General features: G+C 64.2%; 24 protein-coding genes. 15 read left to right on the forward strand and 9 right to left on the reverse strand.

Features of this window, described 5'->3' with window-relative positions; all coding sequences use genetic code 11:
* From P8Y64_10025 to P8Y64_10060, 8 genes are all read left to right on the forward strand, one after another.
* A partial coding sequence (locus P8Y64_10025; GenBank protein MEJ2060807.1) for a hypothetical protein occupies positions 1-853 on the forward strand: 853 nt, incomplete at its 5' end.
* Positions 854-1,685: 832 nt separating this feature from the next.
* The gene (locus P8Y64_10030) at positions 1,686-2,891 is read left to right on the forward strand and encodes a hypothetical protein (protein MEJ2060808.1); all 1,206 of its coding nucleotides are present in this window, start codon (positions 1,686-1,688) and stop codon (positions 2,889-2,891) included.
* Between the two features lie 113 nt (positions 2,892-3,004).
* On the forward strand, positions 3,005-4,054 hold the full coding sequence (gene nagZ / locus P8Y64_10035) for a beta-N-acetylhexosaminidase (GenBank protein ID MEJ2060809.1): 1,050 nt from the start codon (positions 3,005-3,007) through the stop codon (positions 4,052-4,054).
* A 34-nt stretch (positions 4,055-4,088) separates the two neighbouring features.
* The gene (locus P8Y64_10040) at positions 4,089-5,252 is read left to right on the forward strand and encodes a mechanosensitive ion channel family protein (GenBank protein MEJ2060810.1); all 1,164 of its coding nucleotides are present in this window, start codon (positions 4,089-4,091) and stop codon (positions 5,250-5,252) included.
* The gene (gene rssA, locus P8Y64_10045) at positions 5,249-6,193 is read left to right on the forward strand and encodes a patatin-like phospholipase RssA (protein MEJ2060811.1); all 945 of its coding nucleotides are present in this window, start codon (positions 5,249-5,251) and stop codon (positions 6,191-6,193) included. Before P8Y64_10040 ends, rssA begins: the two co-directional genes overlap by 4 nt.
* Before the next feature lie 137 nt (positions 6,194-6,330).
* On the forward strand, positions 6,331-6,699 hold the full coding sequence (locus tag P8Y64_10050) for a DsrE/DsrF/DrsH-like family protein (GenBank protein MEJ2060812.1): 369 nt from the start codon (positions 6,331-6,333) through the stop codon (positions 6,697-6,699).
* A gap of 21 nt (positions 6,700-6,720) precedes the next feature.
* On the forward strand, positions 6,721-7,278 hold the full coding sequence (locus tag P8Y64_10055) for a hypoxanthine-guanine phosphoribosyltransferase (protein MEJ2060813.1): 558 nt from the start codon (positions 6,721-6,723) through the stop codon (positions 7,276-7,278).
* Positions 7,279-8,025 (forward strand): S-methyl-5'-thioinosine phosphorylase, encoded by a 747-nt coding sequence (locus tag P8Y64_10060; protein MEJ2060814.1) that lies wholly within the window; start codon positions 7,279-7,281, stop codon positions 8,023-8,025.
* 61 nt (positions 8,026-8,086) lie between these two features.
* Here P8Y64_10060 and P8Y64_10065 read toward each other — a convergent pair whose 3' ends face one another.
* Entirely contained in the window at positions 8,087-8,803 is a 717-nt protein-coding gene (locus P8Y64_10065; GenBank protein ID MEJ2060815.1) for a CsiV family protein, read from the reverse strand.
* A complete protein-coding gene (gene mfd / locus P8Y64_10070) occupies positions 8,800-12,285 on the reverse strand; it encodes a transcription-repair coupling factor (GenBank protein ID MEJ2060816.1) in 3,486 nt (1,161 codons plus the stop codon). Before mfd ends, P8Y64_10065 begins: the two co-directional genes overlap by 4 nt.
* A 161-nt stretch (positions 12,286-12,446) precedes the next feature.
* Between mfd and P8Y64_10075 the strand changes: the two genes are divergently transcribed.
* Complete coding sequence (locus tag P8Y64_10075; GenBank protein ID MEJ2060817.1) at positions 12,447-13,775, forward strand: sigma 54-interacting transcriptional regulator; 1,329 nt, start codon at positions 12,447-12,449, stop codon at positions 13,773-13,775.
* 915 nt (positions 13,776-14,690) lie between these two features.
* Here the strand turns inward: P8Y64_10075 and P8Y64_10080 are convergent.
* The 5 genes from P8Y64_10080 to P8Y64_10100 form a co-directional block, all read right to left on the reverse strand.
* Positions 14,691-14,885 (reverse strand): DUF2892 domain-containing protein, encoded by a 195-nt coding sequence (locus P8Y64_10080; GenBank protein MEJ2060818.1) that lies wholly within the window; start codon positions 14,883-14,885, stop codon positions 14,691-14,693.
* A gap of 77 nt (positions 14,886-14,962) precedes the next feature.
* A complete protein-coding gene (locus tag P8Y64_10085; protein MEJ2060819.1) occupies positions 14,963-15,637 on the reverse strand; it encodes a Crp/Fnr family transcriptional regulator in 675 nt (224 codons plus the stop codon).
* Between the two features lie 4 nt (positions 15,638-15,641).
* A complete protein-coding gene (locus P8Y64_10090) occupies positions 15,642-16,526 on the reverse strand; it encodes a carbon-nitrogen hydrolase (protein MEJ2060820.1) in 885 nt (294 codons plus the stop codon).
* Positions 16,526-17,566: an agmatine deiminase family protein gene (locus P8Y64_10095; GenBank protein ID MEJ2060821.1), complete on the reverse strand. Its 1,041-nt coding sequence runs from the start codon at positions 17,564-17,566 to the stop codon at positions 16,526-16,528. The genes P8Y64_10090 and P8Y64_10095 overlap by 1 nt, the downstream gene beginning before the upstream one ends.
* A 13-nt stretch (positions 17,567-17,579) precedes the next feature.
* On the reverse strand, positions 17,580-18,020 hold the full coding sequence (locus tag P8Y64_10100; protein MEJ2060822.1) for a hypothetical protein: 441 nt from the start codon (positions 18,018-18,020) through the stop codon (positions 17,580-17,582).
* Positions 18,021-18,283: 263 nt separating this feature from the next.
* Between P8Y64_10100 and P8Y64_10105 the strand changes: the two genes are divergently transcribed.
* Entirely contained in the window at positions 18,284-19,531 is a 1,248-nt protein-coding gene (locus tag P8Y64_10105; GenBank protein ID MEJ2060823.1) for a lipoprotein-releasing ABC transporter permease subunit, read from the forward strand.
* Positions 19,524-20,222, forward strand: a complete 699-nt coding sequence (gene lolD / locus P8Y64_10110) for a lipoprotein-releasing ABC transporter ATP-binding protein LolD (protein MEJ2060824.1) — start codon at positions 19,524-19,526, stop codon at positions 20,220-20,222. Before P8Y64_10105 ends, lolD begins: the two co-directional genes overlap by 8 nt.
* Here the strand turns inward: lolD and P8Y64_10115 are convergent.
* Both P8Y64_10115 and P8Y64_10120 read right to left on the reverse strand, forming a co-directional pair.
* Positions 20,206-20,853, reverse strand: coding sequence for a hypothetical protein (locus P8Y64_10115; GenBank protein ID MEJ2060825.1), 648 nt, complete (start codon positions 20,851-20,853; stop codon positions 20,206-20,208). The genes lolD and P8Y64_10115 overlap by 17 nt on opposite strands.
* Entirely contained in the window at positions 20,846-21,382 is a 537-nt protein-coding gene (locus P8Y64_10120) for a DUF2062 domain-containing protein (protein ID MEJ2060826.1), read from the reverse strand. Before P8Y64_10120 ends, P8Y64_10115 begins: the two co-directional genes overlap by 8 nt.
* A gap of 65 nt (positions 21,383-21,447) precedes the next feature.
* Here P8Y64_10120 and P8Y64_10125 point away from each other — a divergent pair, with 65 nt between their 5' ends.
* The 4 genes from P8Y64_10125 to P8Y64_10140 all read left to right on the forward strand — a co-directional run.
* The gene (locus P8Y64_10125; GenBank protein ID MEJ2060827.1) at positions 21,448-23,880 is read left to right on the forward strand and encodes a DNA internalization-related competence protein ComEC/Rec2; all 2,433 of its coding nucleotides are present in this window, start codon (positions 21,448-21,450) and stop codon (positions 23,878-23,880) included.
* Positions 23,881-23,997: 117 nt separating this feature from the next.
* Complete coding sequence (locus P8Y64_10130) at positions 23,998-24,621, forward strand: MotA/TolQ/ExbB proton channel family protein (GenBank protein MEJ2060828.1); 624 nt, start codon at positions 23,998-24,000, stop codon at positions 24,619-24,621.
* Positions 24,618-25,040 carry a biopolymer transporter ExbD gene (locus P8Y64_10135; GenBank protein ID MEJ2060829.1) on the forward strand — a complete coding sequence of 141 codons (423 nt, stop codon included), beginning with the start codon at positions 24,618-24,620 and terminating at the stop codon, positions 25,038-25,040. Before P8Y64_10130 ends, P8Y64_10135 begins: the two co-directional genes overlap by 4 nt.
* Before the next feature lie 2 nt (positions 25,041-25,042).
* Positions 25,043-26,045, forward strand: a 1,003-nt coding sequence (locus P8Y64_10140; protein ID MEJ2060830.1) for an ABC transporter transmembrane domain-containing protein, incomplete at its 3' end; no start/stop codon positions are given.

The following is a 26,045-nucleotide window of genomic DNA, read 5'->3' on the forward strand; positions in this document are numbered from 1 at the left end:
GGCAGCCGATTTCGTGCTCGGTGCGTCGGATTTCACGACCAGCGGCACGTTGAACGGGGCGCAGACCACAGCTGATTACGATGGCCGGCTGTACGTGGATGAATATGGCAGCAGTGAGGTCGCCGTGTACGACCCCATTCCTGTCGCGGCTACCAGCGCACCGAACGCAGCCAGCCCGCAGACGCCGGCGTTTTACATCACCGGCAGCGCCGTCGGTGGTTTAGCCAGTAATGAGACCATCGCCGTCGGCGGCGGGAAGTTCGTGGTGACCGACTCCGCCAACAACCGGGTGCTGATCTGGAACAGCGTGCCGACCAGCGACACGCCGCCGGACCTGGTGTTGGGGCAGGTGGACTTCACCGGGACCTCGCCCAACCAGGGCGGCAGCGTCAGCGCCAAGACCATGTCCCATCCCGCCGGTGTGTGGACCGACGGTCAGCGCCTGGTGGTGCTGGATGAATACAACAACCGGATACTGATATGGAACAGCTTCCCGACCACCAACGACCAGCCGCCGGATCTGGTGCTGGGTCAGCCGGATTTCACCTCGACCATCAGTCCCAGCGCAGCCGCGAATACGCTTAATGACCCCTACGATGGCGTCTGGGTAAACGGCCCGCAGCTGTTCGTGTGTGACACTGGCAACAACCGGGTGCTGATCTGGAATTCCTGGCCTACCCAGAACGGCCAGGCGGCCGATGCGGTGCTGGGTCAGCCTGACTTCACCTCGACCACAGGTGGCACGACCGCCTCTTTGATGTCCGCCCCTGACGGGCTGTATGTGTACGGCCGGCAATTGATCGTGGCCGATCAAAACAATAACCGTTCTCTGGTGTTCAACGGCACATACTGATCAGGGCCGGTTGCACAAGAACACTTGCAAGCGCCGCCCCATGGGCGGCGTTTTGCTATGTGTCTCAAGCATGCAGGAGTCTGTCTATACGTGCTTGCTCCAGAGAATGATTCTGCCACGTTTCCCTCCCGCATTTTGCGGGCGATGGCATTCACCATTTTCTCTCGTCCAGCATACCCCAGGCTTGCGGGAGACGGCACGCTCAGCAGTCGGGCAGCGCAGATGCAGAAAACCGCAGTTTATCCGTATCCGGTGGCCAGCACGGTCAGATACTGAGTGACGTAAAAACCGCGCATGACGGCGCGTGTGGACACACAACAAAATAATAAATACGCACAGCAAAGTAGGCAGGCTGTCCGTTAATTAAAATCCTGGCTGTCAACGCCGCTGGAACAAAACAGCGATGTTGGTAACTGTGTTTTCAGGGGCAGGGGACGTGTCGGGAGATAAGTCGAAATCGGTAACCGCCGACCCGGGAAATAACGAAGTACGAAACATCTACGTCAGTTGATGTCGTGCGTCGAGAACTGCGGCAATGCGTTTGGTGATAACGGAGCGTGCGCGGAATCAAGGGGAATGCCGTGTTCATTACCGGGATGAAAAAGAAGGGCAATAGCCGCTATCTGGTGTTCAACGGCAATTGTTGAGCGCCGTTCATGACGCATTGAGCCGGCTTTCGATTCTGCACGACCTCCTGATCCTCATGCGGTAACGCACCCGCTACACGTTGCATCAGCTTCGATAGCGAACGGTCGTCGGTGGGCGTTAGTGAAACCACGCTGACCGATTAACACCGCCGTATATTTCAACATGGGGAAAAGAGGGAGAAAGCATGACGCACATGACAATGCAGGGACATCGTCTGGACAGGCTGAAACGGTTCGTCCCGGATTTTGTTTTTCGGGGCGCCGTGCTCGGTGTCGTCTGTATCGCACTGGCTGCCTGCAATGGCGGAGGTGGTGGCAGCAGTAGTGGTGTTGCCACGACCGGGGTGGTGAGTTTCAGCAACGGCCAGGCCGCGGATGTGGTCATCGGCCAGCCGGATTTCACTTCCAGCAGCTTCGCTACCCTCGGCTCCGTCCACGGCAACCCGGACGTGATCGGCGGCGTGCTGTACCTGCCCGACTATGGCCACAGCCGAGTGCTCGGTTTCAACAGCATCCCGACCAGCAACGGGGCCCCCGCTGATTTCGTGCTCGGTGCGCCGGATTTCAGCACCAGCGGCACGCTGTCTGGGGCGACATCCGTGACCGATTACGACGGCCGGCTGTATGTACCCGAACTGACTAACAACGAAGTTGCCGTATACGATCCCATCCCCACTGCGGCGACCAGCGCGCCGAATGCTGCCAGCCCGCAGACGCCGTCGTTTACGCTTACCGCCGGTACGGTCGGGGGATTCAACGTACCCGCATTCAGCGTCGCCGGGGGCGGCAAATTCGTGGTGCCCGACGCTCATAACCACCGGGCGCTGATCTGGAACAGCGTGCCGACCGCCGACACGCCGCCGGACCTCGTGCTTGGGCAGGTGGACTTCACGGGGGCCAGCACCAACCAGGGTGGCAGCCCCGATGCTCAGACCATGAGCAATCCCTACGGGGTGTGGACCGACGGCCAGCGCTTGGTAGTGGCGGACACCTACAATCACAGGGTGCTGATCTGGAATACGTTCCCGATCACCAACGACCAGGCGGCGGACCTCGTGCTGGGGCAGGCGGACTTTACCTCCAATACCGCCGACCGCGGCGGCAGCACCGCCGCGAACACCCTTGATCGCCCGTACGCTGTCTGGGTGGACGGCCAGCAGCTGTTCGTGGCCGACACTAACAATAGCCGGGTGCTGATCTGGAATGCGTGGCCGACCAGTAATGGCCAGGCGGCGGATGCGGTGCTGGGCCAGCCCGACTTCACCTCGAGCAGTAGCGGCACGACAGCCTCTTCGATGTGGAGTCCTTCTGGACTGTATTTGTACGGCAACCAGCTGTTCGTGACCGACACTAACAATAATCGGTATCTGGTGTTCAACGGCACTTATTGAGGACGGTTCATCAGGCAGAACGGGGTCAGGGAGGCAGCCTTTGGCCTGACCGGGTGCGGCCGTGCGGTGGTTTGCTGCTAAACTGCGGCCAACTCAACCACGATGTAGCGGACATGTCTCTCGGCCCCGTCATGCTCGATCTCGCGGGCACCTCGCTCAGCCCCGAGGAGCGCGAGCTGTTGTGCCACCCCCAGGTGGGCGGCGTCATTCTCTTTACCCGCAACTTCGAGTCCGTCGGCCAGCTCACCGAGCTGGTGCGAGAGATCCACGCGCTGCGTACCCCGCATCTGCTGATCGCGGTGGACCACGAAGGCGGGCGGGTGCAGCGATTCCACGAGGGCTTTACCAGTCTGCCGCCGGTAGCGCGGCTCGGCGAGCTGTACGATCACGACCGGCGCAAGGCGCGCGAACTGGCGCGCCAGTTGGGCTGGCTGATGGCGGCCGAGTTGCGTGCGGTCGGTGTCGATTTCAGTTTCGCGCCGGTGCTGGATCTGGCCTACGGTGTCAGCGGCATCATCGGCGACCGCGCCTTTCATCGCGATCCGCTGGTGGTGACGGAACTGGCACGCAGTTACATCCACGGCATGCGCGATGCGGGCATGGCGGCCACCGGCAAGCACTTCCCAGGTCACGGCGCGGTCAAGGAGGACTCGCACCTGGCGCTGCCGGTCGATCACCGCTCGCTGGATGAGATCATGGACGCCGACGTGCTGCCGTACCGCAGCCTGATCGAGGATGGCCTCGCCGGCGTGATGCCGGCGCATGTGATCTATGCTCAGGTCGATCCCGCGCCGGCCGGCTTTTCCGCCTACTGGCTGCAAGGCGTGCTGCGCGGTGAGCTGGGTTTCCAGGGGGTGATCTTCAGCGACGATCTGAGCATGGAAGCGGCCGCCGACGTGGGCGGCAGCTACCCCGCGCGCGCCGAACGTGCCCTGCAGGCCGGTTGCGACATGGTGCTGGTGTGCAATCATCCCGAGGGGGCCGCGGAAGTGGTGGACAGCCTGGCGGACTACGGAAATCCGGTCGCCCAGCTGCGCCTGGCCCGCATGCATGGCCACCATGCGCCGGGTTATGGTGAACTGCGTGAGAGCAGTCAGTGGCGCGACGCGCAGCAGGTCGTCGCGCTGCTGGAGACCTCGCCGTGGTTGGAGATGGACGTGTAACATCTTATAAATCGCAGTAATACGATTCCGAACCATGGATAAGCTGTCGCAAGATATGCAGGTTGCCTGGCAATGGCTGGTAGGCATCGGCAAGCAGTACGGGCTTGCCGGATGGGCCATCCAGGTCTTCGTCATCGTTTTCCTGGTGCTGCTGGCCGACTGGATCCTGCGCCGCCTCCTGATCCGCATTCAACGGCGAACCAAGCAGACCCGTTCCCATTGGGACGACGCCCTGCTCGAGGCCATCGACCGCCCGCTGACGACATTGATCTGGGTGGTGGGCATCTCCTTTGCGGCGGAGGTGATTTACTCCGAAACCAAGGCGGCCATTTTCGCCGCCATCCCCCCGTTGCGCGACGTCGGCGTGATCGCCTCGCTGACCTGGTTCCTGTGGCGCCTGATCCGCAACGTCGAGCGTGCCTATATCGAAGGCAAGGTGGGCAAGGGCAGGGAGGGTGAGGTCGACCGTGTCACCGTCGAGGCGCTGGGCAAGCTGCTGCGGATTTCCCTGGTGGTCACGTCCACCCTGGTCGCTTTGCAGACCCTGGGGTTCAGCGTCAGCGGCGTGCTGGCCTTCGGCGGCATCGGCGGTATCGCCATCGGCTTTGCCGCCAAGGACCTGCTGTCCAACGTGTTCGGTGGCCTGATGCTGTATCTCGACCGGCCATTCGTGGCCGGCGATTGGATCCGTTCGGCGGACCGCGAGATCGAAGGCACGGTGGAGGAGATCGGCTGGCGGCTGACCCGGATCCGCAAATTCGACAAGCGGCCCATCTACGTGCCCAATGCGATCTTCGCGACCATCGCGGTGGAAAATCCCTCGCGCATGACCCATCGGCGCATTTACGAAACCATCGGGCTGCGCTACGACGACCTCGCCAAGGTCGAAGCGGTGGTCGCGGATGTGAAGGCGATGCTGGAGACCCATCCGGACATCGACCAGAGTCAGACCCTGATGGTCAATTTCAACGCCTTCGGTGCCTCGTCGCTGGACTTCTTTATTTATACCTTTACGCGCACCACGGAATGGAAGCGTTATCACGAGGTCAAGCAGGACGTGCTGCTGAAGATCGCCGACATCATCGACCGCTACGGGGCGGAGGTGGCCTTCCCGACCCGCACCCTGCACATGCCGGACGGCCTCAAGCTGCAGGAAGAGCCGGCCTTCGCCGGGCTGCAGGGCAAGGAAACCCAATGAAACGCCGGCCGCGGATCGGGCTCGCCCTGGGAAGCGGCTCGGCCCGGGGCTGGTCGCATATCGGCGTTATCCGCGAGCTCGAATCCCTCGGTGTCGTACCCGACGTTATCGCCGGTTCCTCCATCGGGGCGCTGGTGGGCGGCGCCTACGCGGCCGGCAAGCTCGATCCTCTGGAAGAGTGGCTGCACACCCTGACCTGGCGCAAGGTCATGTCCTTCATGGATGTGAGTCTCGGCGGTGGGCTGATCGCGGGCGAAAAGCTGTTCGAGTTCTTTCGCGATACCCTGGGCGACATGTGCTTCGAGGACTGCGAAACCGGTTTCGTGGCCGTGGCCACCGGCATGGAGACCGGACGCGAGGTGTGGCTGCGCGAAGGCAATCTGTTCGACGCGATACGCGCCTCCATCGCCCTGCCGGGGCTGTTCCGGCCTTACAAGGTCGATGGCGACTGGCTGCTGGACGGCGGGCTGGTCAACCCCGTTCCCGTGTCGGTGTGTCGCATGCTCGGGGCCGACGTGGTGATCGCCGTGGACCTTAACGCCGATCTGCTGGAAGTGCCTGGCACGGCCAACAAGCTCGTCAAACGCCTGGAGCAGTTCCAGGGCAAGGAGCTCACCAATAGGTTCAAGGAGCGGCTGGGTGATCTGGCCGGCAAAGTGCTGCCTTTGGGTGACCAGGAGCAGGTTGTGGAGGACGAGGAGGAACTGCCCTCGCTGCTGGAGGTGCTCGCGCGCAGCATCAACATCATGTCCATGCGTATCACGCGTTCGCGCATGGCCGGCGATCCCCCCGAGGTCGTCATTGCCCCGCATGCGCGGCACATCGGTTTAATGGAGTTTCACCGTGTCGAAGAGGCCATCGATATCGGCAGAAATGAAGTTAGAAATGAGATGCAACGCATTGAATCTATTATAGATGTTGTCAGAAACACCACGCCCTGAAATACCCCTGCCGGCACCTGCCCTTTTTTATAAATCAAGTAAATTCGTCTATTCTAATTTTTGATGGTCTTGTCAGCGTAACGAGCCTATAATCACGCCCTTTTTACGCTGACGCGAATAATCCGCAGGAGACCTCTATGGCTGACAAGCTGCTTATCGTGATGGTCAACACCGACCCGACCAATGGCTCCGAGCTGGGCGCCCCTTTCTTCCAGGCGACCGTTGCCGCTGCCATGGAATATGACGTTGAAGTCGTCATGACCGGCCGTGCCGGTGAGCTGGCCAAGAAGGGTGTTGCCGAGAACCTGTACGTCCAGGAAGGCAGCTCCAAGTCCGTTTATGACTTCATGAAGGATGCCGTCGAGGCCGGTGTGCACTTCAAGGTCTGCACCCCGACCCTGGATCTGTGGGGCGACGACCTGATCCCCGAGATCGAAGAGACCGTAGGCGGTGCCTACGTGATCAGCGAGGCGATGGACGACGACACCGTCACCTTCACCTACTGATCTGCGGGTACCTCGGTACCCATGGCTGTCACACCCGCGGAGGCCGCCCGCGTTCTCGACGAGGCCGACCTCCTGTACAGCGCGCAGGACGTCACGCGCGCCCTGGACGGGTTGGGACAGCGCATTACAGCACGGCTGCAGGACGAGAATCCTCTGATCCTGTGCGTGATGACCGGCGGTCTGGTGACCGCCGGTCGTCTTTTACCCCGCCTGTTGTTCCCGCTGCAGGTCGATTACCTGCATGCTTCCCGCTACCGTGGCGAGACCAGCGGCGGCCATCAGGTCCATTGGCTGGCCATGCCCACCACGCCGCTTGAAGGGCGCGCCGTGTTGCTGGTGGACGATATCCTCGACGAGGGCTACACCCTGGCGGCCATTCAGGCCTATTGCCGGGAGAACGGCGCGGCTTCGGTATCCACCGCCGTGTTGGTCGAGAAACACCACGACCGTCGCTGCGCCGATGCCGAGGCCGAGTTCATCGGCCTGACGGTACCGGACCGCTACGTGTTCGGCTGCGGCATGGATTACAAGGAATACTGGCGCAACGCCCCCGGCATCTACGCGGTCAAGGGGATGTGAATGTCTGAAATCGCGATCATCGGCGGTACCGGGCTCGCCAAGCTGCCCGGCCTCAAGATCATTCGCCGCGAGGTGGTGCATACGCCGTTCGGCGAGGCCTCCGGGGCCTTTACGCATGGCGAATACGGCGGCAAGGAGGTCGTGTTCCTGGCGCGCCACGGTTACCGGCACACCATTCCGCCGCACATCGTCAACTACCGTGCGAACCTCTGGGGTCTGCGCTACATCGGCGTCAAGCGCGTTATCGCGATCACCGCGGTCGGCGGCATCACCCCCGAGATGAAACCCCGCCACCTGGTCATTCCGGACCAGATCATCGATTACACCTGGGGACGTGCCCATACCTTTTTCGAAAAGGACCTGAGCCACGTCACCCATATCGATTTCTCGTTTCCCTACGATCAGGATCTGCGCGAACTGCTGATCCGGGCCGCCGGGCAGGCGCAGATCGAGATCAGTACGCAGGGCACCTACGGTGCGACTCAGGGCCCGCGCCTGGAGACGGCGGCCGAGATCACGCGCATGGAGCGCGACGGCTGCGACATCGTCGGTATGACCGGCATGCCGGAAGCGGCGCTGGCGCGCGAAATCGGCCTGGCCTATGCGAGCTGTTCGGTGGTGGCCAACTGGGCCGCGGGGCGTGCCGGACCGGGGGAGGTGATCTCCATCGACGAGATCAACCAAAACGTGAAGACCGGCATGGAGCAGATCGGACGCTTGTTGAGCACCGCCCTGGAACTCATGTGACCCCACGTACACGCGAATAAAAAAGGCCCCATTGGGGCCTTTTTTATTTCTTATTCAAACCTCAGCTTCCTGTCGGCGTGATCTCGATCAGGATGCCCAGCAGGGGGTGGTCCACGTAGTACAGATGCCGTGAGCGCATGCGCTGGTGCTCCTGGATGCGCACGACGGCCAGCTGCTGGGTGGGAACGGGCTGCCCGGAGGCATCCTGCTGCGGCTCGGTGACCGGCACGCGCATCAGCAGGTCGGTGTACAGATGCAGGTAGCGCTGCAATACGATCTTGACCGTACCGGTCAGCTCCCGGAGATGTGCCGGCGGCGGAACCTGGATCGGGTTGCCCTGGGCGTCCAGCTGCCACTGCGGCTGCATGAGCTCGGGGAACTGGCTGCTGTAGTCCGCTCCCAGATCGATGTTGATGGGCTTGGCGTCATCCGGCCCCAGGCCCGGCTGCACCCAGACCAGGTGTCCCAGCACCGTGTAGTTGCTGGATTTTTTCAGGTCGTCCAGCACCTTGCCCAGATCGCCGGACGAACCCGGCAGGGCTTTGAATCCCCGGGGTACCGGTCCCGCGCCCTTGTCGAACAGATGCACGGCCTGGCTGGTGTCGGGCGTGCCCGGGTTCGCCGGCCACTGCTCGGAATCGTAGGCGGCCTGCAGATTGTTGGGGCGGAACAGGATCATCTCCACCTGCCAGCTCTTGGGGGTCTGGGTGGCGGCGGTCGCGGTGAGCGTCGCGAGGGCGAGCGTGAGCAGTACGAGAATGCGAAGTAGTGGTTTCATGCGTTTTCGGTCGGGTTACTGGCGAGCGGTTCGAGCCGCAAAGTGTCCATCAGTTGGTGCAGGGCTGCAATGCGCGCCGGGGTATCGGGCAGTTCCCGGGTGATGCGCAGCTTTTCCGCGCCGTCGAAACGATAAACGTTGGGTTGAGACTGTACCAGCTTGACGAGGCGCGCGGGGTCGATCTTCGCGTCCGGGTTGAAGCGGATGCGCCCGCCGCCGGGGCCGGTCTCGATCTTGCGGATCCCCAGGGCCTGGGCCTTGAGACGCAGTTCGGTGGCCTCGAACAGGTGCTTGGCCGGTTCGGGCAGCAGTCCGAAGCGGTCGATCAGCTCGATCTGGATATCGCGCAGGGCGTCTTCCGATGCGGCCGCGGCGATGCGTTTGTACAGAATCAGGCGGGTGTGAACGTCCGGTACGTAGTCCTCGGGCAGCAGGGCGGGGACGCCGAGTTCGACCTCGGTGCCGGCGTTGATGGGCTGATCCACGTTGGGCATACGCCCCTCGCGCATGGCCTGCACCGCACGCTCCAGCATCTCGTTGTACAGCGTGAAGCCGATCTCCTGGATCTCGCCGCTCTGGTCCTCGCCCAGCAGTTCGCCGGCCCCGCGGATCTCCATGTCGTGGGTGGCGAGCGTGAAGCCTACACCCAGTTCCTCCAGCGACTCGATCGCTTCCAGGCGCTTCACCGCGTCGGGCGTCATGGCCTTGCGCGGCGGGGTGATGAGGTAGGCGAAGGCGCGGTGGTGCGAGCGACCGACGCGGCCGCGCAGCTGGTGCAGCTGCGCCAGCCCCAGCTTGTCCGCGCGGTTGATGATGATGGTGTTCGCGGTGGGGATGTCGATACCGCTTTCGATAATGGTGGTGCACACCAGCAGGTTGGTCCGCTGATGGTAGAAGTCGAGCATGATGTGCTCGAGCTCGCGCTCGGCCATCTGGCCGTGCGCCACGGCGATGCTGGCCTCGGGGATGATCTCGCCGAGTTCGCGCGCCATTTTTTCGATGGTCTTGACCTCGTTGTGCAGGAAATACACCTGTCCGCCGCGGCGCAGCTCGCGCTGGGCGGCCTCCTGGATCAGCGGCTTGCTCCATTCGCTGACGAAGGTCTTGATGGCGTGGCGTTGAACCGGCGGCGTGGCGATGATGGACAGGTCGCGCATGCCCGCCAGGGTCATGTTCAGGGTGCGCGGGATCGGGGTGGCGGTCAGGGTGAGCACGTCCACCTGGGCGCGCAGGGACTTGAGCTTTTCCTTGTGGCGTACGCCGAAGCGGTGTTCTTCGTCGATGATCACCAGCCCCAGCTCCTTGAATTTCACGTCGTCCTGCAACAGCTTGTGGGTGCCGATGATGATGTCGATCCTGCCGGCGGCGAGCTCGGCCAGCGCCTGTTTGGTCTGCGCCGCGGTGCGAAAGCGCGACAGCGATTCGATGCGCACCGGCCAGTCCGCGAAGCGGTCGCGGAAGTTCTGGGTGTGCTGCTGGGCGAGCAGGGTGGTCGGCACCAGCACCGCGACCTGTTTGCCGCCGTGGGCGGCCACGAAGGCGGCGCGCATGGCCACCTCGGTCTTGCCGAAGCCGACGTCGCCGCAGACCACGCGGTCCATGGGGCGGCCGGCGGCCATGTCGGCCAGCACGGCCTTGATGGCGGTTTCCTGATCCTCGGTTTCCTCGAACGGGAAGGCCGCGGCGAAGGCGGCGTACTCGTCGCTGTCCACGACGAAGCTGTAACCCTGGCGGGCCGCGCGCCGGGCCTGCACGTCCAGCAGCTCGGCGGCCACGTCGCGGATCTTTTCCGCCGCCCGGCGGCGGATCCTGGCCCACTGCTCACCGCCGAGCTTGTGCAGCGGCGCCTGCTCTTCGCTGGTGCCGGTATAGCGGCTGACCAGGTGCAGCGAGGCGACGGGCACGTACAGCTTGTCGCCGCCGGCGTACTCGATCAGCAGGAATTCAGTGGGGGTGGCGCCGCCCACCGCCAGTGTCTGCAGGCCGAGATAGCGTCCCACGCCGTGATCCTCGTGGACCACCGGCGAGCCCTCGCGCAGGTCGGTGAGGTTGCGGATGATGGCATCCGCGTCGCGCGACGGGCGGGCGCGGCGCCGGGTCTGGCGGGCGCGTTCGCCGACCAGCAGGGTCTCGGGGATGATGGCCAGCGGCGGCTCGCGCAGCAGCAGGCCTTCCTCGATCGGCGAGACGCTGACGGCGACCGGGTCGTCTCCGGCCAAAAAGGCCGGCCAGTCGTCTACTGTGCGCGGACGGATGCCGAAGCCGCGCAGCAGTTCGACCAGATACTCGCGCCGGCCGGGAGATTCGGCAGTGAACAGCACCCGCCCGGTCTGGCGGGCCAGGAAATCCTCCAGCATGGCGGCGGGGCGTTCCTGGCGCGGCTGGATCCTGAGTGTGGGCAGCGCCTGGGCGTTGAAATTGTGCGCCACTGCTTCGGTATGGCTGAAGCGGCTCCAGCTGATGGAGCGGCCGTGGCGCAGCCGGCCCAGCGCCTGTTCGGGCGGCAGGAACAGTTCCTGCGGTTCGAGCAGGGGCCGTTCCAGGTCGTGGCGTCGTTCCTCGTAACGGTTTTCCACGGCGTGCCAGAAGCCTTCGCAGGCACCGGTCACGCCCTGGTGGTAGACGATCAGGGTGTCCTCGGGCAGGTAGTCGAACAGGGTCGCCATGCCCGCCTCGAAAAACAGCGGCAGGTAGTACTCGATGCCGGCCGGGGGGTGCCCCTGGCTTACGTCGCGGTAGATCAGGCTCTTGCGCGGATCGCCCTCGAAGCGGCTGCGGTAGCGGTGCCGGAAATCGCGGATCGCGTCTTCGTTGAAGGGATATTCGTGGGCGGGCAGCAGCTCGACGGCCTCGATGCGGTCCCCGGAACGCTGGGTCTCGGGGTCGAAGGCGCGGATGCTCTCCACCTCGTCGTCGAACAGGTCGATGCGGTAGGGGGTTTCGCTGCCGGTCGGGAACAGGTCGAGGATCGCCCCGCGCAGCGCGAACTCACCGTGCGAATACACCTGGGTGACGGCCTGGTAGCCCGCGGCCTCCAGGTCCTGGCGCAGGGCGTGCACGTCGAGCCGCTGGCCGGTGCGCAGCTGCAGGCCGTGGGCGGCCAGAAAGCTGCGCGGCGGCAGGCGGGTCATCAGGGTGGGCGCGGCGACGATGAGCGCTCCACGGGTGGCGTGAGGCAGCCCGGTGAGCAGGCGGATGCGCTCCGAGACGATGTCCTCGTGCGGCGAGAACAGGTCGTAGGGCAGGGTTTCCCAGTCCGGGAAGACCGGCACGGGCCGCTGCGGCTCGAAAAACGCGATGGATTCGCTGAGCAGGTCGGCCTGGTGGGCGTCCTCGGTGACGATCAGGCAGAACCCGGGGTGCGAGGCCACCAGGCTGGCCAGCGCCATGGGCTCGCTGGCACCGTGCAGTTGGCCCCAGACGATATGCGGGTGCTCGGCATCGGGCAGCACCGGCTGGAATGGATTATCGGACGACTTCATCAAAATACGGGTATTGCAGGGGGCGCACATTGTCCCACGAGCACCCCGAAAAGCCCACCTGCAGGATCGCTTTGTCCGGAATCGGTTGTGCCGCGCGGGTTGACAGGTTTTGTCATTAGGCGTCAGCTAGTGTCATGACAAGGAATGGGGAGTTGGCCGTCATGCCCGGGGAAATCGATCCCCTGATGCTGTTGGAGGGCATACCCGCAGCCTATGTGGTGATCGACCGCGATTACCGCATCGTCACCGCCAACCGGCGCTATGCCGGACAGGTGGACGAACCGCTGGCCTCGCTGTCCGGCAAACGCTGCCGCGAGTTCATGCCGGGCGGCATGTTGTGCATGGAGGCCGGCGACGATCCCTTTCGCGCCGTGTTCGAGGAGCGGTGCTCCGTCGAGCTGGTATTCCGCGACCAAGCCGACCGCCGGCTGCTGCAGGTGCGCGCCACGCCCATCGACGTGTCCGCCGCCTACCCGCTGGCCGGGGTGCTGTTCGAGGAGATCCGTCACCTGGCCGAGGAGCGGGAGACCCGCCCGGCGACGGAGCTGAACGGGCGCTCCAAGCCCATGCTGCACCTGCTCAGCCTGCTGCAGCGGGTCGCGCCCACCCAGACCAGCGTGCTCATCACGGGCGAGAGCGGCGTCGGCAAGGAACGCGTCGCGCACTACATCCATCACTATTCCAGGCGCAACGCCCGGCCGCTGGTGATCGTGGACAGCGCCAGCCTGGGCGAGAACCTGATCGAAAGCGAGCTGTTCGGGCATGAGCGGGGCGCCTTCACCGGAGCCAGCGCGCGCAAGATCGGGCTGGTCGAAAGCGCCAACGGCGGCACCCTGTTCATCGACGAGATTGGCGAGCTGCCGCTGGACCTGCAGACCAAACTGCTGCGGGTGCTGGAGTCCGGCACCATCCGCCGGGTCGGCGGCAACGATTACATCCCCGTCGACGTGCGGGTGATTGCGGCTACCAATCGCGACCTGCAGGAAATGGTGGCCAACGGCGAGTTCCGGCAGGACCTCTATTACCGCCTGGCGGCCTTTCCCGTGCAGGTTCCGCCGTTGCGCGAACGCAAGGACGACATCCTCGAACTGGTGGAGCATTTCCTGAGCCGCATCGAGGAGGGCGACTCCCAGATCCCGCTGGCGGCCAACGTCATCGAGGCGCTGCTGACCTACGATTACCCCGGCAACGTGCGCGAGCTGCGCAACATCATCGAGCGCGCGGTGATCCTCGCCTGCGGCGAGCCGATCCGTCTCGAACACCTGGTGTTCGACGATTTGCACGACGGCACCAACCTGCTCGAAGCGGAACCCGACAACGGCTTGTCCCGTTCACCCGAGGCGACCGCCATGCCGAGGACACGTTACGTCGATCAGGATATCCTCGCCGCGCTGGAACGGCACCGCGGGCATCGCAGCCTGGCGGCCAAGGAGCTGGGTATCAGCGAGCGGACGCTGTATCGGCATTTGCGGCGTTTAAAAGGGGTTTGATATTGGGTGTGGTTAGATATGGTTTTGTGTGCGGTGAGCCCGATCAGAAAGGTAAGTGGTATTGTTTCGCACGCTAACGCGCTGGGATTTTCTTATCTAACGCCTGTTGATGCGTGCGAGTCCCTTTCTTTGTTCGCCCAAAGAAAGGGACGAAAGAAAGGCGCCCCCACCGCCTTGGCCCTACGGGCTGCCCTCACAGCCGCTGACTTGCGACGGGCACGGTTCGACACGACGTCCTGTCGTGACGAACCTCAGCCCGGCGTCCCTGCCGGGCTGACCCTGCAAGCCACCGGCCGCTCGGCAAGGCGGCGTCCCTGGCCTGACGAAAGACGCGCGTGATCCCTCACGCGCCCTACGGCTCCTGGTCAGTCCATTGCGGGGCGTTCCGGGCGCGGCCAACGGGGACCTTCGGCGTGAGGAGATGGCAGTGTCTTTTCGCCTCACCCCTTACTTCTCACACCTCCCCAAAAACCCCGTCCCGCCTTGCCGAGCATCCGATGGCTTGCAGGGTCAGCCCGGCATGGACGCCGGGCTGAGGTTCGTCGCGACAGGACGTCGTGTCGAACCGTGCCCGTCGCAAGACAGCGGTGGCGAGGGAAGCCGAAGGCCAAGGCGGTGGGGGCGCATTTCTTTCGTCCCTTTCTTTGTGCGTACAAAGAAAGGGACTCGCACGCATCAACAGGGGTTGGATAAAAAAACGCACCCTGGAAGCGTGCGAAACAAAAACTCTTGCCTATCTAATTAGCACTAATACAGACAAAAAAACGGCGCAATCACTTGCGCCGTTTTCATAGTCACTGCGGGTTGTTGCTTCTTGTTGCCCGCGTCTTTGGCTCAGCAAGACGTGACGAGGCAAGGTGGTAAGGCGTGAGAAAGAGCGGAGTCTTTCCGCCTCACCTCTAACGCCTCACCATCTTAAGTCGCGTCTTTGGGTTTGCAGGTCTTGATGCCGAAAATGCTGTATGCCGGGCACCAGCCCATCAGGCCGGTAGCCAGCGGGATAACACCGATCCAGCCCCACAGGGTCTTGGGACCCACGAAGACCAGGGCGATGAGGATCAGGCCGACGACGATGCGGACGATCCGGTCCACGGTACCTACGTTTAACATGGCACTCCTCCTTTCACGTGGTTGATTAACACGTATATATAGTTTGCGCCCGGCCGCCTGTCAGTTCCGTGACTTAGTCACCCATAGGCGAGGTGTTGCAGGGCCTGCCGGTCGAGAATTTCCAGGATACCGCGTTGCAGGCGCACCCAGCCCTGCTTTTCGAATTCCTTGAGCATGCGGCTGACGACCTCGCGCGCGGTGCCGAGCTCGATGGCGAGTTCCTGATGGGTCATGGCCAGGCGGGGGTGGCCGTCCGACAGGGTCAGCAGTCGTTTGGCGAGCCGCGCATCCAGCTTGCCGAAGGCGACTTCCTCGACTAGCTGCATCAGGGAGCTCAGGCGCTGTCCGAAGGCGGCGAACACGAAACGGCGAAAGCCTGCGGAGGCATTGACGCCGCGCTGGAACTGCGCGGCCGGAATGGCGATGGCATGCACCGGGGTTTCGGTGATGCCTTCGGCCACGTAGCGCTCAGTGGCCAGCAGGCAGGTGGTGGTAAGTACGCAGGATTGTCCCGGTCCGACCCGGTACAGCACGATTTCGCGGCCGCTGGTGGAGACCTGCTGTACCCGCACGCTGCCTTCGATGACCAGCAGGTAGTTCTGGCAGGCGTCGCCGGAGTGGAACACCGTGGTGTCGGGGGGTACCCGAATTTCGTTCGCGGTACGCAGGACGGCCAGGCCTTCGGGATCCTCGATGGTCTGCAACGCCGGGAAGTGTTGCAGCCAGCCGGTTGCCTCACGTGCCTGCGTCATAGGCTCAGCGGTCTCTGTACCTCAACAACAGGTCCTGGTAGGCGTCGATGCGCCGGTCACGCAGGTACGGCCACAGCCGGCGCACGCGTTCGGTGCGGGCGAAGTCGAGCTCGGCGGTCAGCACGGCCGGCGCATCGCTGGGCGCTTCGGCCAGCATTTCGCCCTGCGGGCCGCAGATGAAGCTGGAGCCCCAGAACTGGCTGCCGGACAGGGCGCCGCTGGGGTCGGTTTCGAAGCCGGTGCGGTTGGTGACCATGACCGGCAGGTTGTTGGCGATGGCGTGCGCGCGCTGAACGGTCTGCCAGGCGTCGCGCTGCCGGGCCTGTTCTTCGGGCGTGTCGTCGGGCGACCAGCCGATCGCGGTGGGGTAGAGCAGCACCTGGGCGCCGGCCAGCGCCATGAGGCGCGCCGCTTCCGGATACCACTGGTCCCAGCAGACCAGCACGCCGAGCCGGCCGATCGAGGTGTCGACGGGTTCGAAGCCGATGTCGCCGGGGGTGAAATAGTATTTTTCGTAATAGCCGGGATCGTCCGGGATGTGCATCTTGCGGTAGAGGCCGGCGAGGCTGCCGTCCGAGTCCAGCACTACCGCCGTGTTGTGATACAGGCCGGTGTCGCGGCGTTCGAACAGTGAGCCGACGATGACCACGCCGAGCTCCTTCGCGAGCGCGCCCAGCGCTTCGGTGCCGGGGCCCGGGATGGATTCGGCGAGATCGAACAGGTCGGGATTCTCGTGCTGGCAGAAGTACAGGCTGCGGTGCAGCTCCTGCAGCAGGATCAGTTTGGCGCCCTGGGCGGCGGCGTCGCGGACGCCCGCCACGGAGGCGGCCAGATTGGCGTCGGCATCCGCGCTGTTGGCGTGCTGGACACAGGCGACTTTGACGGTCATTACGCAAGCACTCCGGCCGGGAACTGCATGGTGATGCAGTGCAGGCTGCCATATTGGTGGATCAGCGGCCGGCAATCAATCGCGATCGGCGTATGGTCGGGGAAGGCCCCGGTGAGGCGCTCCACGACCAGGGTGTCGTTGGCGTCGCCGTACACCGGAATCAGCACGGCGCCGTTGATGATCAGGAAATTGGCGTAGCTCGCGGGGAGACGCTGGCCGGAGTCGTCCACGATCGGGGCCGGCATGGGCAGGGGCACCAGCTTGTACGGCTCGCCGGCCGCGGTGCGAAGGGCCTGGATCTCGCGTTCCATCGCCTGCAGGCCGGTGAAGTGTTCATCATCCGGATCCTCGCAGGTCATGTAGGTGATGGTGTCCGGGTTGCAGAACCGCGCCAGGGTGTCGATGTGGGCATCGGTGTCGTCGCCGGCGAGATGTCCGTGTTCCAGCCACAGCACGCGCGACACGCCGAAGTGTTCGCGCAGGGCGGACTCGATCCCCGCCTGGCTCAGCTGCGGGTTGCGGGTCGGCGTCATCAGGCAGTGACGGGTCGTAAGCAGGGTGCCCTGACCGTCGGTGTCGATGCTGCCGCCTTCGAGCACCAGCGGGATGGCGTCGAGCGGGTGTTCGCCGAACAGGCCGGCACGGCGGATGCCGTCGTTGATCAGGTCGTCGAGGTCGTGGGGGTGCTTTTCCCCCCAGCCGTTGAAGCGGAAGCTCAGCAGCCGCGGTTCGCCATCGCAGAGCACGGTGATGGCGCCGTGGTCGCGTGCCCAGCTGTCGTTGGACGGCACTTCGGCGAAACGTACGCGGCTGAGCTCGACATTCGCCTCTTCAAGTTTGCGTTTGATATGCCGGCGGTGCGCGGCGTCGCGATGCACGATCAGCAGCAGTTCGCGGGCGGACACATGATGGCTGATGGTCTGATAGACCTTTTCGACGTCGGGCAGGAGTTCACCCCACGGACTTCCCGAGTGGGGCCAGGTAAGCATGACACCGCTTTGATCCGCCCATTCTGCGGGCAGCAGACAGCCCTGCGGCATGACGATGGGTTCTTTATTTCGAGTTGGTCTGTGGTGTGCTGCTGTCCATCCCGTCCGCCGGTGCCGCCGGTTTCGGCTCGGCCGGAGACATCGGTGCGGCAGGCTTGGCCGGGGCGGGGGTGGCGTCAGGCGGCGCCGGCTGAGCGGGTGCGTTGATCACCGTATGGACCACATACTTGTTTTCGAAATAGACGGTGAATCCGGGATAGTCCCAGCGCGTAATCGGTGGGCGCTGCGGCGAGGCGCCGCCGACCGGCGGCAGCTTGCGGGTGGGCTGGCCGTATTTCTTGACCACCTCGCTCATGCGCATGCCGCGTTTGGGGGTGTCCGCCTTGGTCATTACCGCGGGGGTCTGATCCTTGCCCAGGGTCAGGATCTCGGCACTTGCCGGCTGGAAGGCGCCGAACGCGAGGACCAGGGCGGTAAGTGCGGTCAATGACGGATGCTGGGACATGGGGGGCTCCCTTTGTAGATTCTGCCTGGAACTATAGCATCACTTATTTTGTGAGGATAGCGCGCTATTTTATTGAGTACAAAGCATTTTGTAATTTCTGCGCGTGGCTCCGGCGTTTCGCCGCACCGGGAGCGGGGCATTTCAACCGCCCTCTTGTCCGCACCTGCGGGGTACGGGGCGTTGGCGATTAAATTTTGATTAAACAGACGCTTACATGCATTCCTTAGATTTCACTTTTCACCCTGCTGTGATTTAATCGCCGGATGTATCGTCCCCTATCGATCTTCATCGGCCTGCGTTATACGCGGGCCAAGCGCCGTAATCACTTCATTTCGTTCATCTCGCTGACCTCCATCCTCGGCATTGCTCTGGGCATTACGGCCCTGATCACGGTGCTGTCGGTGATGAACGGCTTCCAGACCGAAATCCGCCAGCGCATTCTAGGCATGACCGCGCATGCCACCGTGACCCAGCTGAACGGTCGCCTGGCCGACTGGAGCGGCCTGGAAAACCGCCTGGTGGGCGAGGATCACATCCTTGCCGCCGCACCCTATGTCCGGCAGGAGGCGATGGTGGTCAACGGCCGGGCGGTGAGCGGCGCCATCGTGAGCGGCATCCTGCCCAAGCAGGAAGACAAGGTGTCGGACGTCGGCCGCCACATGCTGGACGGCTCGCTGAACGCGCTGGATAAGAATGACTGGGGCATCGTGCTGGGCGATGAGCTGGCGCGCTCCCTGGGCGTGGGCATGGGCGACAAGGTCATGGTCATCACGCCCGAGGCGGGGGTGACGCCGGCCGGCATCCTGCCGCGCCTGCGCCGGTTCACCGTGGTGGGCATCTTCCGCGTCGGCATGTACGAATACGACCGCGGTTCGGCCTTCATCAGCATCAAGGACGCGCAGCGCCTGTTCCGCATGGGCAAGGACGTGAGCGGCCTGCGTCTCAAGCTGGACGACATGTTTCTCGCCCCCATGGTCAGCAATCGCCTGTCCAGCCAGCTGGGCCATTCCTATTGGGTGCGCGACTGGACCCAGATGCACGTCAACTATTTCAAGGCGTTGCGCACCGAAAAGCTGGTGATGTTCGTGATCCTGTTCCTGGTTGTCGCGGTGGCGGCGTTCAACATCGTTTCCACCCTGGTCATGGTCGTCACCGACAAGCAGGCCGACATCGCCATTTTGCGCACGCTGGGGCTGACCCCGCGTCAGGTGATGGGGGTGTTCATGGTTCAGGGCACGTTCATCGGCGTGATCGGCACGGCCCTGGGCGTGATCGGTGGGGTGCTGCTGGCGCTCAACGTGCCGACCATCGTGCCGGCCATCGAGCGGCTGTTCCATACCCAGTTTTTGCCGGCCAGCGTGTACTACATCAGCGAGATTCCTTCGCGCCTCGAAATCAACGATGTCTGGCACATCGCCGTGATCGCCTTCGTGCTGTCGATCGTCTCCACCCTGTATCCGGCGTTGCGCGCCTCGCGCACCCAGCCGGCGGAGGCCCTGCGCTATGAATGACGGGCAGGGGGCGAAAGAGGTCGTGATCAGCGCCGAGGGGCTGTTCAAGCGCTTTTCCGAAGGCGGATTGAGCGTGGATGTGCTCAAGGGCGTCGCGCTGGAGGTCCGGCGCGGCGAGAAGATCGCCATCCTCGGCAGTTCCGGCAGCGGCAAGAGCACGCTGCTGCATCTGCTGGGCGGGCTGGACACGCCCACGGAGGGCACCATCAGGGTGGCCGGCGAGGACATGGCGCGGTTGTCGGACGCGGCCCGCGGCCGGTTGCGCAACCGCGCCCTGGGCTTCGTCTACCAGTTCCACCATCTGCTGCCGGAGTTCACCGCGCAGGAAAACGTCGCCCTGCCGCTGGTGATTGCCGGTGCGAATCCCGGCACCGCCATGGATCGCGCCCGCAACCTGCTGGAGCGGGTGGGCATGCTCGGTCGCCTGCAGCACAAGCCCGGCGAACTCTCGGGCGGCGAACGCCAGCGCGCCGCCATCGCCCGCGCCCTGATCACCGAGCCGCGGGCGGTGCTGGCCGACGAACCGACCGGCAACCTGGACCGCAAGACGGCGGATCAGGTGTTCCAGACCATGCTCAGGCTGAATCGCGAGCTGCACACCGCGCTGGTGGTGGTCACCCACGACTTGACCCTGGCCTCACGCATGGACAAGGTCTACACCCTGCACGACGGGATTATTGAAGAGCTGTGAACTGACGGCCGAGATACAGGCCGTACAGCAGCAGGCTGGGAATCTGAAATACTAATAAGGTGGTCTGGCCGATCACCTCGTCGGCGTCGGCGATATGCAGCTGATGGCGTACGTCGAGGCCCAGCCGGTGGGCGAGCAGGGCGCTGACCCGATGCCCCAGCACCGCGAACAGCACGATGCCGCCCAGGGTGGGCAGGTCGGGCCAGAGATTCAACTTCAGCGCGTTGTCGGCCGCGGCCCAATGCGCCAGGAATGCCAGCGCCAGCGTGCCCTGGATGGGCAGGATCAGGGCCGTGAACCGGCCGATCGCGGGCAGCAGAGGCAGGATCAGGGAAACCACGAACAGCCAGTTCACCAGGGTCTGGAAACGTTCGTGGCCGTTGTCGAGCAGATGCCCGAGCCCGGGCAGCTGCGGCTGATCGAGCAGGACAGGGAGCGTCAACAGAATGAACAGCAGCATCAACAGCACGCGCACCAGCGGCACCCCCATGTGCGCGAGCAGGAAGTGCGTCACCCGCACCTCCGCCACCCGTTCCCCCAGTTTTTCCAGCAGCACCAGCGCCGCCAGGCTGAGGGCCAGATACAGGCTGGCCGCCAGGATCAGGCGCGGCGAGAACAGCGCCTCAATCATGCTTGGAGCGTGACGCCAGTCGGCGCCGTTTGCGTTCCTGCCAACGCTGTCCGACATGCAGTCGCCAGAACATCAGCATGCCGTAGTAACCCACCAGTGCGCCGGTGACGGAAAAGAGCAGGCAGCCCAGCAGAAAGGGTTTCCAGATGCGCACCATGTCGTGCATCAGCCAGTCCAGGCTCAACTGGAAATGGAAGGCCAGCGGCGGGGCATCGAGTATCCAGCGCCCCAGCTTGTAGGCGAAGAAGAAGACCGGCCCCATGGTCACGGGATTGGTGAGCCAGACCAGCAGCACCGAGATCGGCAGGTTGACGCGGAACAGGATGGCCAGGGCCGCCGCACCGACCATCTGGAACGGCACGGGCACGAAGGCCATGAACAGACCCACGGCGAAGGCGCCGGAGACCGAGTGGCGGTTCATGTGCCACAGGTTCGGGTCGTGCAGCAGGGTGCCGAAAAACTGCAGGTGCTTGTGATCGCGCACCGAGTCGTAGGCGGGGAACACCTTTTTGAGCAGCTTTTTTGGCATAAACGTGACTTAAGCGCGGACCCGTCCGCTACCGCGAGCTGGACATTATCCATGATTTTTATTTCATGAACATGCCGGTACTGGCGGTCGCGTTTTTGGCAGGTGACCTGTTGCTGCAACAGGCGGGGGTCCTGCCCGCGGTGTCCTGGGGCTGGCTGATCCTGCCGCTGCTCGGGCTGCTGGCATGGCCGTGGGGGCGGCGCCGGCTGGTCGTCCCTGCCGTGTTCGCCGTCGGTTATCTGTGGGCGCTGTGCCTGGCTCACTGGCAGCTGGCGCCCGGTCTGCCGGCCAGCCTGGAAGGGCGGGACGTTACCGTGGTCGGCCGGGTGATCGGTCTGCCCCGGCAGCTCAGCTACGGGGTGCGTTTCGAGCTCGTGTCCGACACTCTGCGGGATGCGCGGGGCAACCGCATGACGCCGCCGCGCCGGCTGCGCCTGACCTGGCATCATCCGCTGCAGCCTGTCGAGGCCGGACAGCGCTGGCGGCTGCATGTCAGGCTCAAGCGCCCGCACGGGTTCATGAACCCCGGCGGATTCGATTACGAGGGCTGGCTGTACCGCGAAGGCGTGCAGGCGACCGGCTATGTGCGCCGCGCTGCCGGCAACCGCCTGCTCGGCGAAACCTTCACCCTGGACCGATTGCGCCAGCATCTGGCCGCTTCGATCCACACTTCCCTGCCCGGGGGCAGGTTCACCGGGGTGCTGGAGGCGCTGGTGGTCGGTGCGCGCGGCGACGTCCCGCAGGACCAGTGGCGTATCTGGCTGGCCACCGGCACCAATCATCTGATGGCCATTTCCGGCCTGCACATCGGACTGGTGGCGGGGCTGGTGTTCGCCGTGGCGATGTTCTTCTGGCGGCGGGTGCCCTGGCTGTGTCTGCGCATGCCCGCGATGCAGGCCGCGGCGGTGGCGGGCCTGCTGGCGGCGACCGGTTATGCCCTGCTGGCGGGGCTGTCGCTGCCGACCCAGCGTGCCCTGATCATGCTGGCCGTGGTCATGGGGGCGCTGCTGGTCCGGCGCGAGATCAGGCCTTTGCAGACCCTGTCTCTTGCCTTGTTCGCCGTACTGGTTTTCGATCCCCTGGCGGTGCTGTCGCCGGGGTTCTGGTTTTCGTTTTTCGCGGTCGGGGTGATCTTCTACCTGGCCGGCGGCAGGGTCCGGCCCGTGCGTGGTTTGCGTCAGTGGGGGCGTATCCAGTTCTGGCTGACGCTCGGGCTGCTGCCGCTCACGCTGTGGTTTTTTCAGCGCGGCGTGCTGGTCGGGGCGCTGGCCAACCTGGTGGCGGTACCGGTGGTGAGTCTGCTGGTGGTCCCTCTGGCGCTGATCGGTACCCTGGCGTTGCAGGCCTATGCGCCGCTGGGGCACCTGCTGCTATGGCTGGCGCAGGGGGTGCTGTCCGCGCTGTGGCCTCTGCTGACGTTGCTTGCCGGTCTGCCCTTTGCTCAATGGCATGCCCCGGCGGCGCCGTTCTGGGCGCTGGTGCTGGCCGTGCTCGGTGTGGCGGTGATCATGGCGCCGCGCGGCCTGCCGGGCCGCTGGCTGGGCACGTTGTTGCTGCTGCCCCTGCTCGGATGGCAGCCGTCGCGCCCGGTCATAGGTAATTACCGGCTGACGCTGCTCGACGTGGGGGAGGGGCTGGCGGCGGTGGTGCGCACCCATGGCCACACTTTGGTGTTCGACACCGGCCCGCGTTTCAGCCCGAGTTTCGATACCGGTGCCGCCGTGGTGGTGCCCTATCTGCGCAACCGGGGCATCCGCACCGTGGATGCGCTGATCGTCTCGCACGGCGACAACGATCACGCCGGCGGTGCGGCATCGGTCATACGGTTGCTGTCGGTGCACCGTGTGCTGAGCAGCGCGCACCGCTTCGTGGCCAGCGGCAGGGCGAGGCCCTGCCTGGCGGGTCAGCACTGGCGCTGGGACGGGGTGGCCTTCGAGATGCTGAATCCGCCGCAGGGGCTGGCCGGATCGCGCAACAACCGCGCCTGCGTGCTGCGGGTCTCGTCCCCGGCGGGCAGCCTGTTGCTGGCCAGCGACATCGAGCGCCCGGCCGAGGAGCGGCTGCTGGCGGCGGGGGATACGCTGCACAGCGATGTGCTGGTCGTCCCGCATCACGGCAGCCGCACCTCGTCCTCGCCGGCGTTTCTGGCGGCAGTGCACCCGCGTCTGGCCCTGCTCAGCATGGGCTATCGCAACCGCTATCATTTCCCCAGCCGGGAGGTCACGGCCCGCTATGCGGCGCGCCGTATCCGACTCGCCGATACCTGCAATCAGGGCGCCCTGCAGGTCGATTTCAGGGGCGGTGCGGGCCCGCGCCTGTCTCCGGGATACCGCCTGCAGGCGCGACATTACTGGAATAACATGTCAGGCTGTGATCTCAAGCTGGGTGCGGACGCCCGTTTTTCGAGCGCCCCGCAACAGGTAGTTGAAAAGCGTCACGAGGGGCGATCAGGCAAGGCGCAAACCGGCGCGAAAGCGCAGTTTCCTGGCGGTAAATGAGCGTTCTGAGCCGGTTTCCAACGCCGTATCATCGTCCCGCGGTAGTTTTTAAAGGGCCTGTTAAATCAAGTATCATGTCGCGCATTTTAAATCCCTCACACTCTTAAGGACTTGCCCGTGTACGAACTGGTCGTTGCCGGCGGTTGGCTGATGCTGCCTCTCATTGCCTGTTCCATCATCGCCTTGGCGATCATCATCGAGCGTTTATGGAGCCTGAACACCAAGCGCGTCATCCCGCCGCAGCTGGTGGCGCAGATCTGGCGTAACATCGAGGCGGGCCAGATGAACGAACAGCGCCTGCGCGAATTGCGTACCGGTTCGCCGCTCGGCCGCGTGCTGGCTGCCGGCCTGGTCAACGCCAACGAAAGCCGCGAGGTGATGCGCGAGGCGATCGAGGAGACCGGCCGCCACGTCACCCACGAACTCGAGCGATTCCTGAACAGCCTGGGCACCATCGCCGGCATCTCTCCCTTGCTCGGCCTGCTCGGCACCGTGGTCGGCATGATTCAGGTGTTCAGCGTGATCACCTCGATCGGCGTGGGCGACCCCAACCAGCTCGCCGGCGGCATCTCCAAGGCGCTGATCACCACCGCCGCCGGTTTGAGCATCGCCATCCCGGCGCTGATCTTCCACCGCTACTTCCGCGGCAAGGTGGACAGCCTGGTGGTGACCATGGAGCAGGAGGCGATCAAACTCGTGGAAGTGCTGCACGGCGAGCGCAAGCGCGGGGGTAATGCATGAACTTCCGTCGCCGCCAGCGTCGCGACATCGATATCGACATCACGCCGCTGATCGATGTCGTCTTTCTGCTGCTGATCTTCTTCATGGTGACCACCACCTTCAGCCGGCACGCCGAGCTGAAGATCGATCTGCCCAAGGCCAGCAGTGCGCAGCAGGACAATCGTAAGCAGGTCCAGATCGCCATCGACGCCAAGGGCAATTTCTTCATCGACGGACATCCGCTGGTCAACAACCGTCCGGAGACCCTGATCTCCGCACTGCGCGACGTGGTGAAGGAGAACAAGGACCAGCCGGTCATCATCAGCGCAGATGCGATGACGCCGCACCAGGCCGTGGTCACCGCCATGGATGCCGCCGCGCGCCTCGGGCTGACCCGCCTGTCGATCGCCACCACCCGCTCCGGGAACGGTTCGAACTGAGAATGAGCGAATCTCCCCAGACACCCACGGGGATGGGCATTTATCGTCGGTTGCTCAGCGAGTCGCTGCGGTACTGGCCTTATCTGGTGATTGCGGTGCTCGGCATGTCGCTCACCGCCGCCACGCAGCCGGCTATGGCCGCGTTGATGAAGCCGCTGCTGGACGGCAGTTTCGTGGCGCGTGATCTCAAGACCATCACCTGGATTCCGCCCCTGCTGGTCGGACTGTATTTCGTGCGCGGCGTCAGCAGTTACGTGTCCTCGTATTACATGGCCTTCGTCGGCACGCGTGTGGTGATGGACCTGCGCGGCAACATGTTCGGCCACCTGCTGCGCATGCCGGTGCGTTTTTTCGACAATTCCTCCTCCGGCGAACTGCTCGCCAAGCTGACCTACAACGTCGAGCAGGTCGCCGGTGCCTCGACCAGCAGCTTCACCATCCTGGTGCGCGACAGCATTACGGCGCTCGGCTTGCTGGGCTGGGTGTTCTACGTCAGCTGGGAACTGAGCCTGGTGTTTCTGGTGCTAGTGCCGGTGATCGCCTTGATCGTGCTGTCGGTGACTAAACTGTTCCGGCGCCTCAGTCACGGCATTCAGGACGTGGTCGGCGAGGTGACCCACGTGTCGGAAGAGATGATCGAAGGCCACCGGGTGGTGAAGATCTTCGGCGGCGAAAAGTACGAATCCAAACGTTTCGATCACGCCAATCAGAAAAGCCGCCACCTGCAACTGCGTCTGACCGCCGTGCAGGCCGCCAGCCTGCCGGTGATGGAGTTCATCGCCGCCATCGCCATCGCTTTCATCATCTATCTGGCGACCTCCGGCACGCTGCTCAAGACCATGAGCGTGGGCACCTTCGTGTCCTTCGTCACCGCCATCCTCATGTTGATGGAGCCGCTGCGCCGGCTGGCGCAGATCAATCCCACCCTGCAAAAGGGCATCGCGGCGGGCGAGACCATCTTCGCCCTGCTGGACGCCACGCCGGAAGCGGATACCGGTACCGAGC

Source organism: Gammaproteobacteria bacterium (assembly GCA_037388465.1).
GTDB lineage: Bacteria > Pseudomonadota > Gammaproteobacteria > SpSt-1174 > SpSt-1174 > JARRKE01.

Coding starts and splice junctions, on each gene's coding strand:
- P8Y64_10030 (MEJ2060808.1), top strand. CDS start 1,686: ATGACGCACATGACAATGCAGGGACATCGTCTGGACAGGCTGAAACGG.
- nagZ (MEJ2060809.1), top strand. CDS start 3,005: ATGTCTCTCGGCCCCGTCATGCTCGATCTCGCGGGCACCTCGCTCAGC.
- P8Y64_10040 (MEJ2060810.1), top strand. CDS start 4,089: ATGGATAAGCTGTCGCAAGATATGCAGGTTGCCTGGCAATGGCTGGTA.
- rssA (MEJ2060811.1), top strand. CDS start 5,249: ATGAAACGCCGGCCGCGGATCGGGCTCGCCCTGGGAAGCGGCTCGGCC.
- P8Y64_10050 (MEJ2060812.1), top strand. CDS start 6,331: ATGGCTGACAAGCTGCTTATCGTGATGGTCAACACCGACCCGACCAAT.
- P8Y64_10055 (MEJ2060813.1), top strand. CDS start 6,721: ATGGCTGTCACACCCGCGGAGGCCGCCCGCGTTCTCGACGAGGCCGAC.
- P8Y64_10060 (MEJ2060814.1), top strand. CDS start 7,279: ATGTCTGAAATCGCGATCATCGGCGGTACCGGGCTCGCCAAGCTGCCC.
- P8Y64_10065 (MEJ2060815.1), bottom strand. CDS start 8,803: ATGAAACCACTACTTCGCATTCTCGTACTGCTCACGCTCGCCCTCGCG.
- mfd (MEJ2060816.1), bottom strand. CDS start 12,285: ATGAAGTCGTCCGATAATCCATTCCAGCCGGTGCTGCCCGATGCCGAG.
- P8Y64_10075 (MEJ2060817.1), top strand. CDS start 12,447: ATGCCCGGGGAAATCGATCCCCTGATGCTGTTGGAGGGCATACCCGCA.
- P8Y64_10080 (MEJ2060818.1), bottom strand. CDS start 14,885: ATGTTAAACGTAGGTACCGTGGACCGGATCGTCCGCATCGTCGTCGGC.
- P8Y64_10085 (MEJ2060819.1), bottom strand. CDS start 15,637: ATGACGCAGGCACGTGAGGCAACCGGCTGGCTGCAACACTTCCCGGCG.
- P8Y64_10090 (MEJ2060820.1), bottom strand. CDS start 16,526: ATGACCGTCAAAGTCGCCTGTGTCCAGCACGCCAACAGCGCGGATGCC.
- P8Y64_10095 (MEJ2060821.1), bottom strand. CDS start 17,566: ATGCCGCAGGGCTGTCTGCTGCCCGCAGAATGGGCGGATCAAAGCGGT.
- P8Y64_10100 (MEJ2060822.1), bottom strand. CDS start 18,020: ATGTCCCAGCATCCGTCATTGACCGCACTTACCGCCCTGGTCCTCGCG.
- P8Y64_10105 (MEJ2060823.1), top strand. CDS start 18,284: ATGTATCGTCCCCTATCGATCTTCATCGGCCTGCGTTATACGCGGGCC.
- lolD (MEJ2060824.1), top strand. CDS start 19,524: ATGAATGACGGGCAGGGGGCGAAAGAGGTCGTGATCAGCGCCGAGGGG.
- P8Y64_10115 (MEJ2060825.1), bottom strand. CDS start 20,853: ATGATTGAGGCGCTGTTCTCGCCGCGCCTGATCCTGGCGGCCAGCCTG.
- P8Y64_10120 (MEJ2060826.1), bottom strand. CDS start 21,382: ATGCCAAAAAAGCTGCTCAAAAAGGTGTTCCCCGCCTACGACTCGGTG.
- P8Y64_10125 (MEJ2060827.1), top strand. CDS start 21,448: ATGAACATGCCGGTACTGGCGGTCGCGTTTTTGGCAGGTGACCTGTTG.
- P8Y64_10135 (MEJ2060829.1), top strand. CDS start 24,618: ATGAACTTCCGTCGCCGCCAGCGTCGCGACATCGATATCGACATCACG.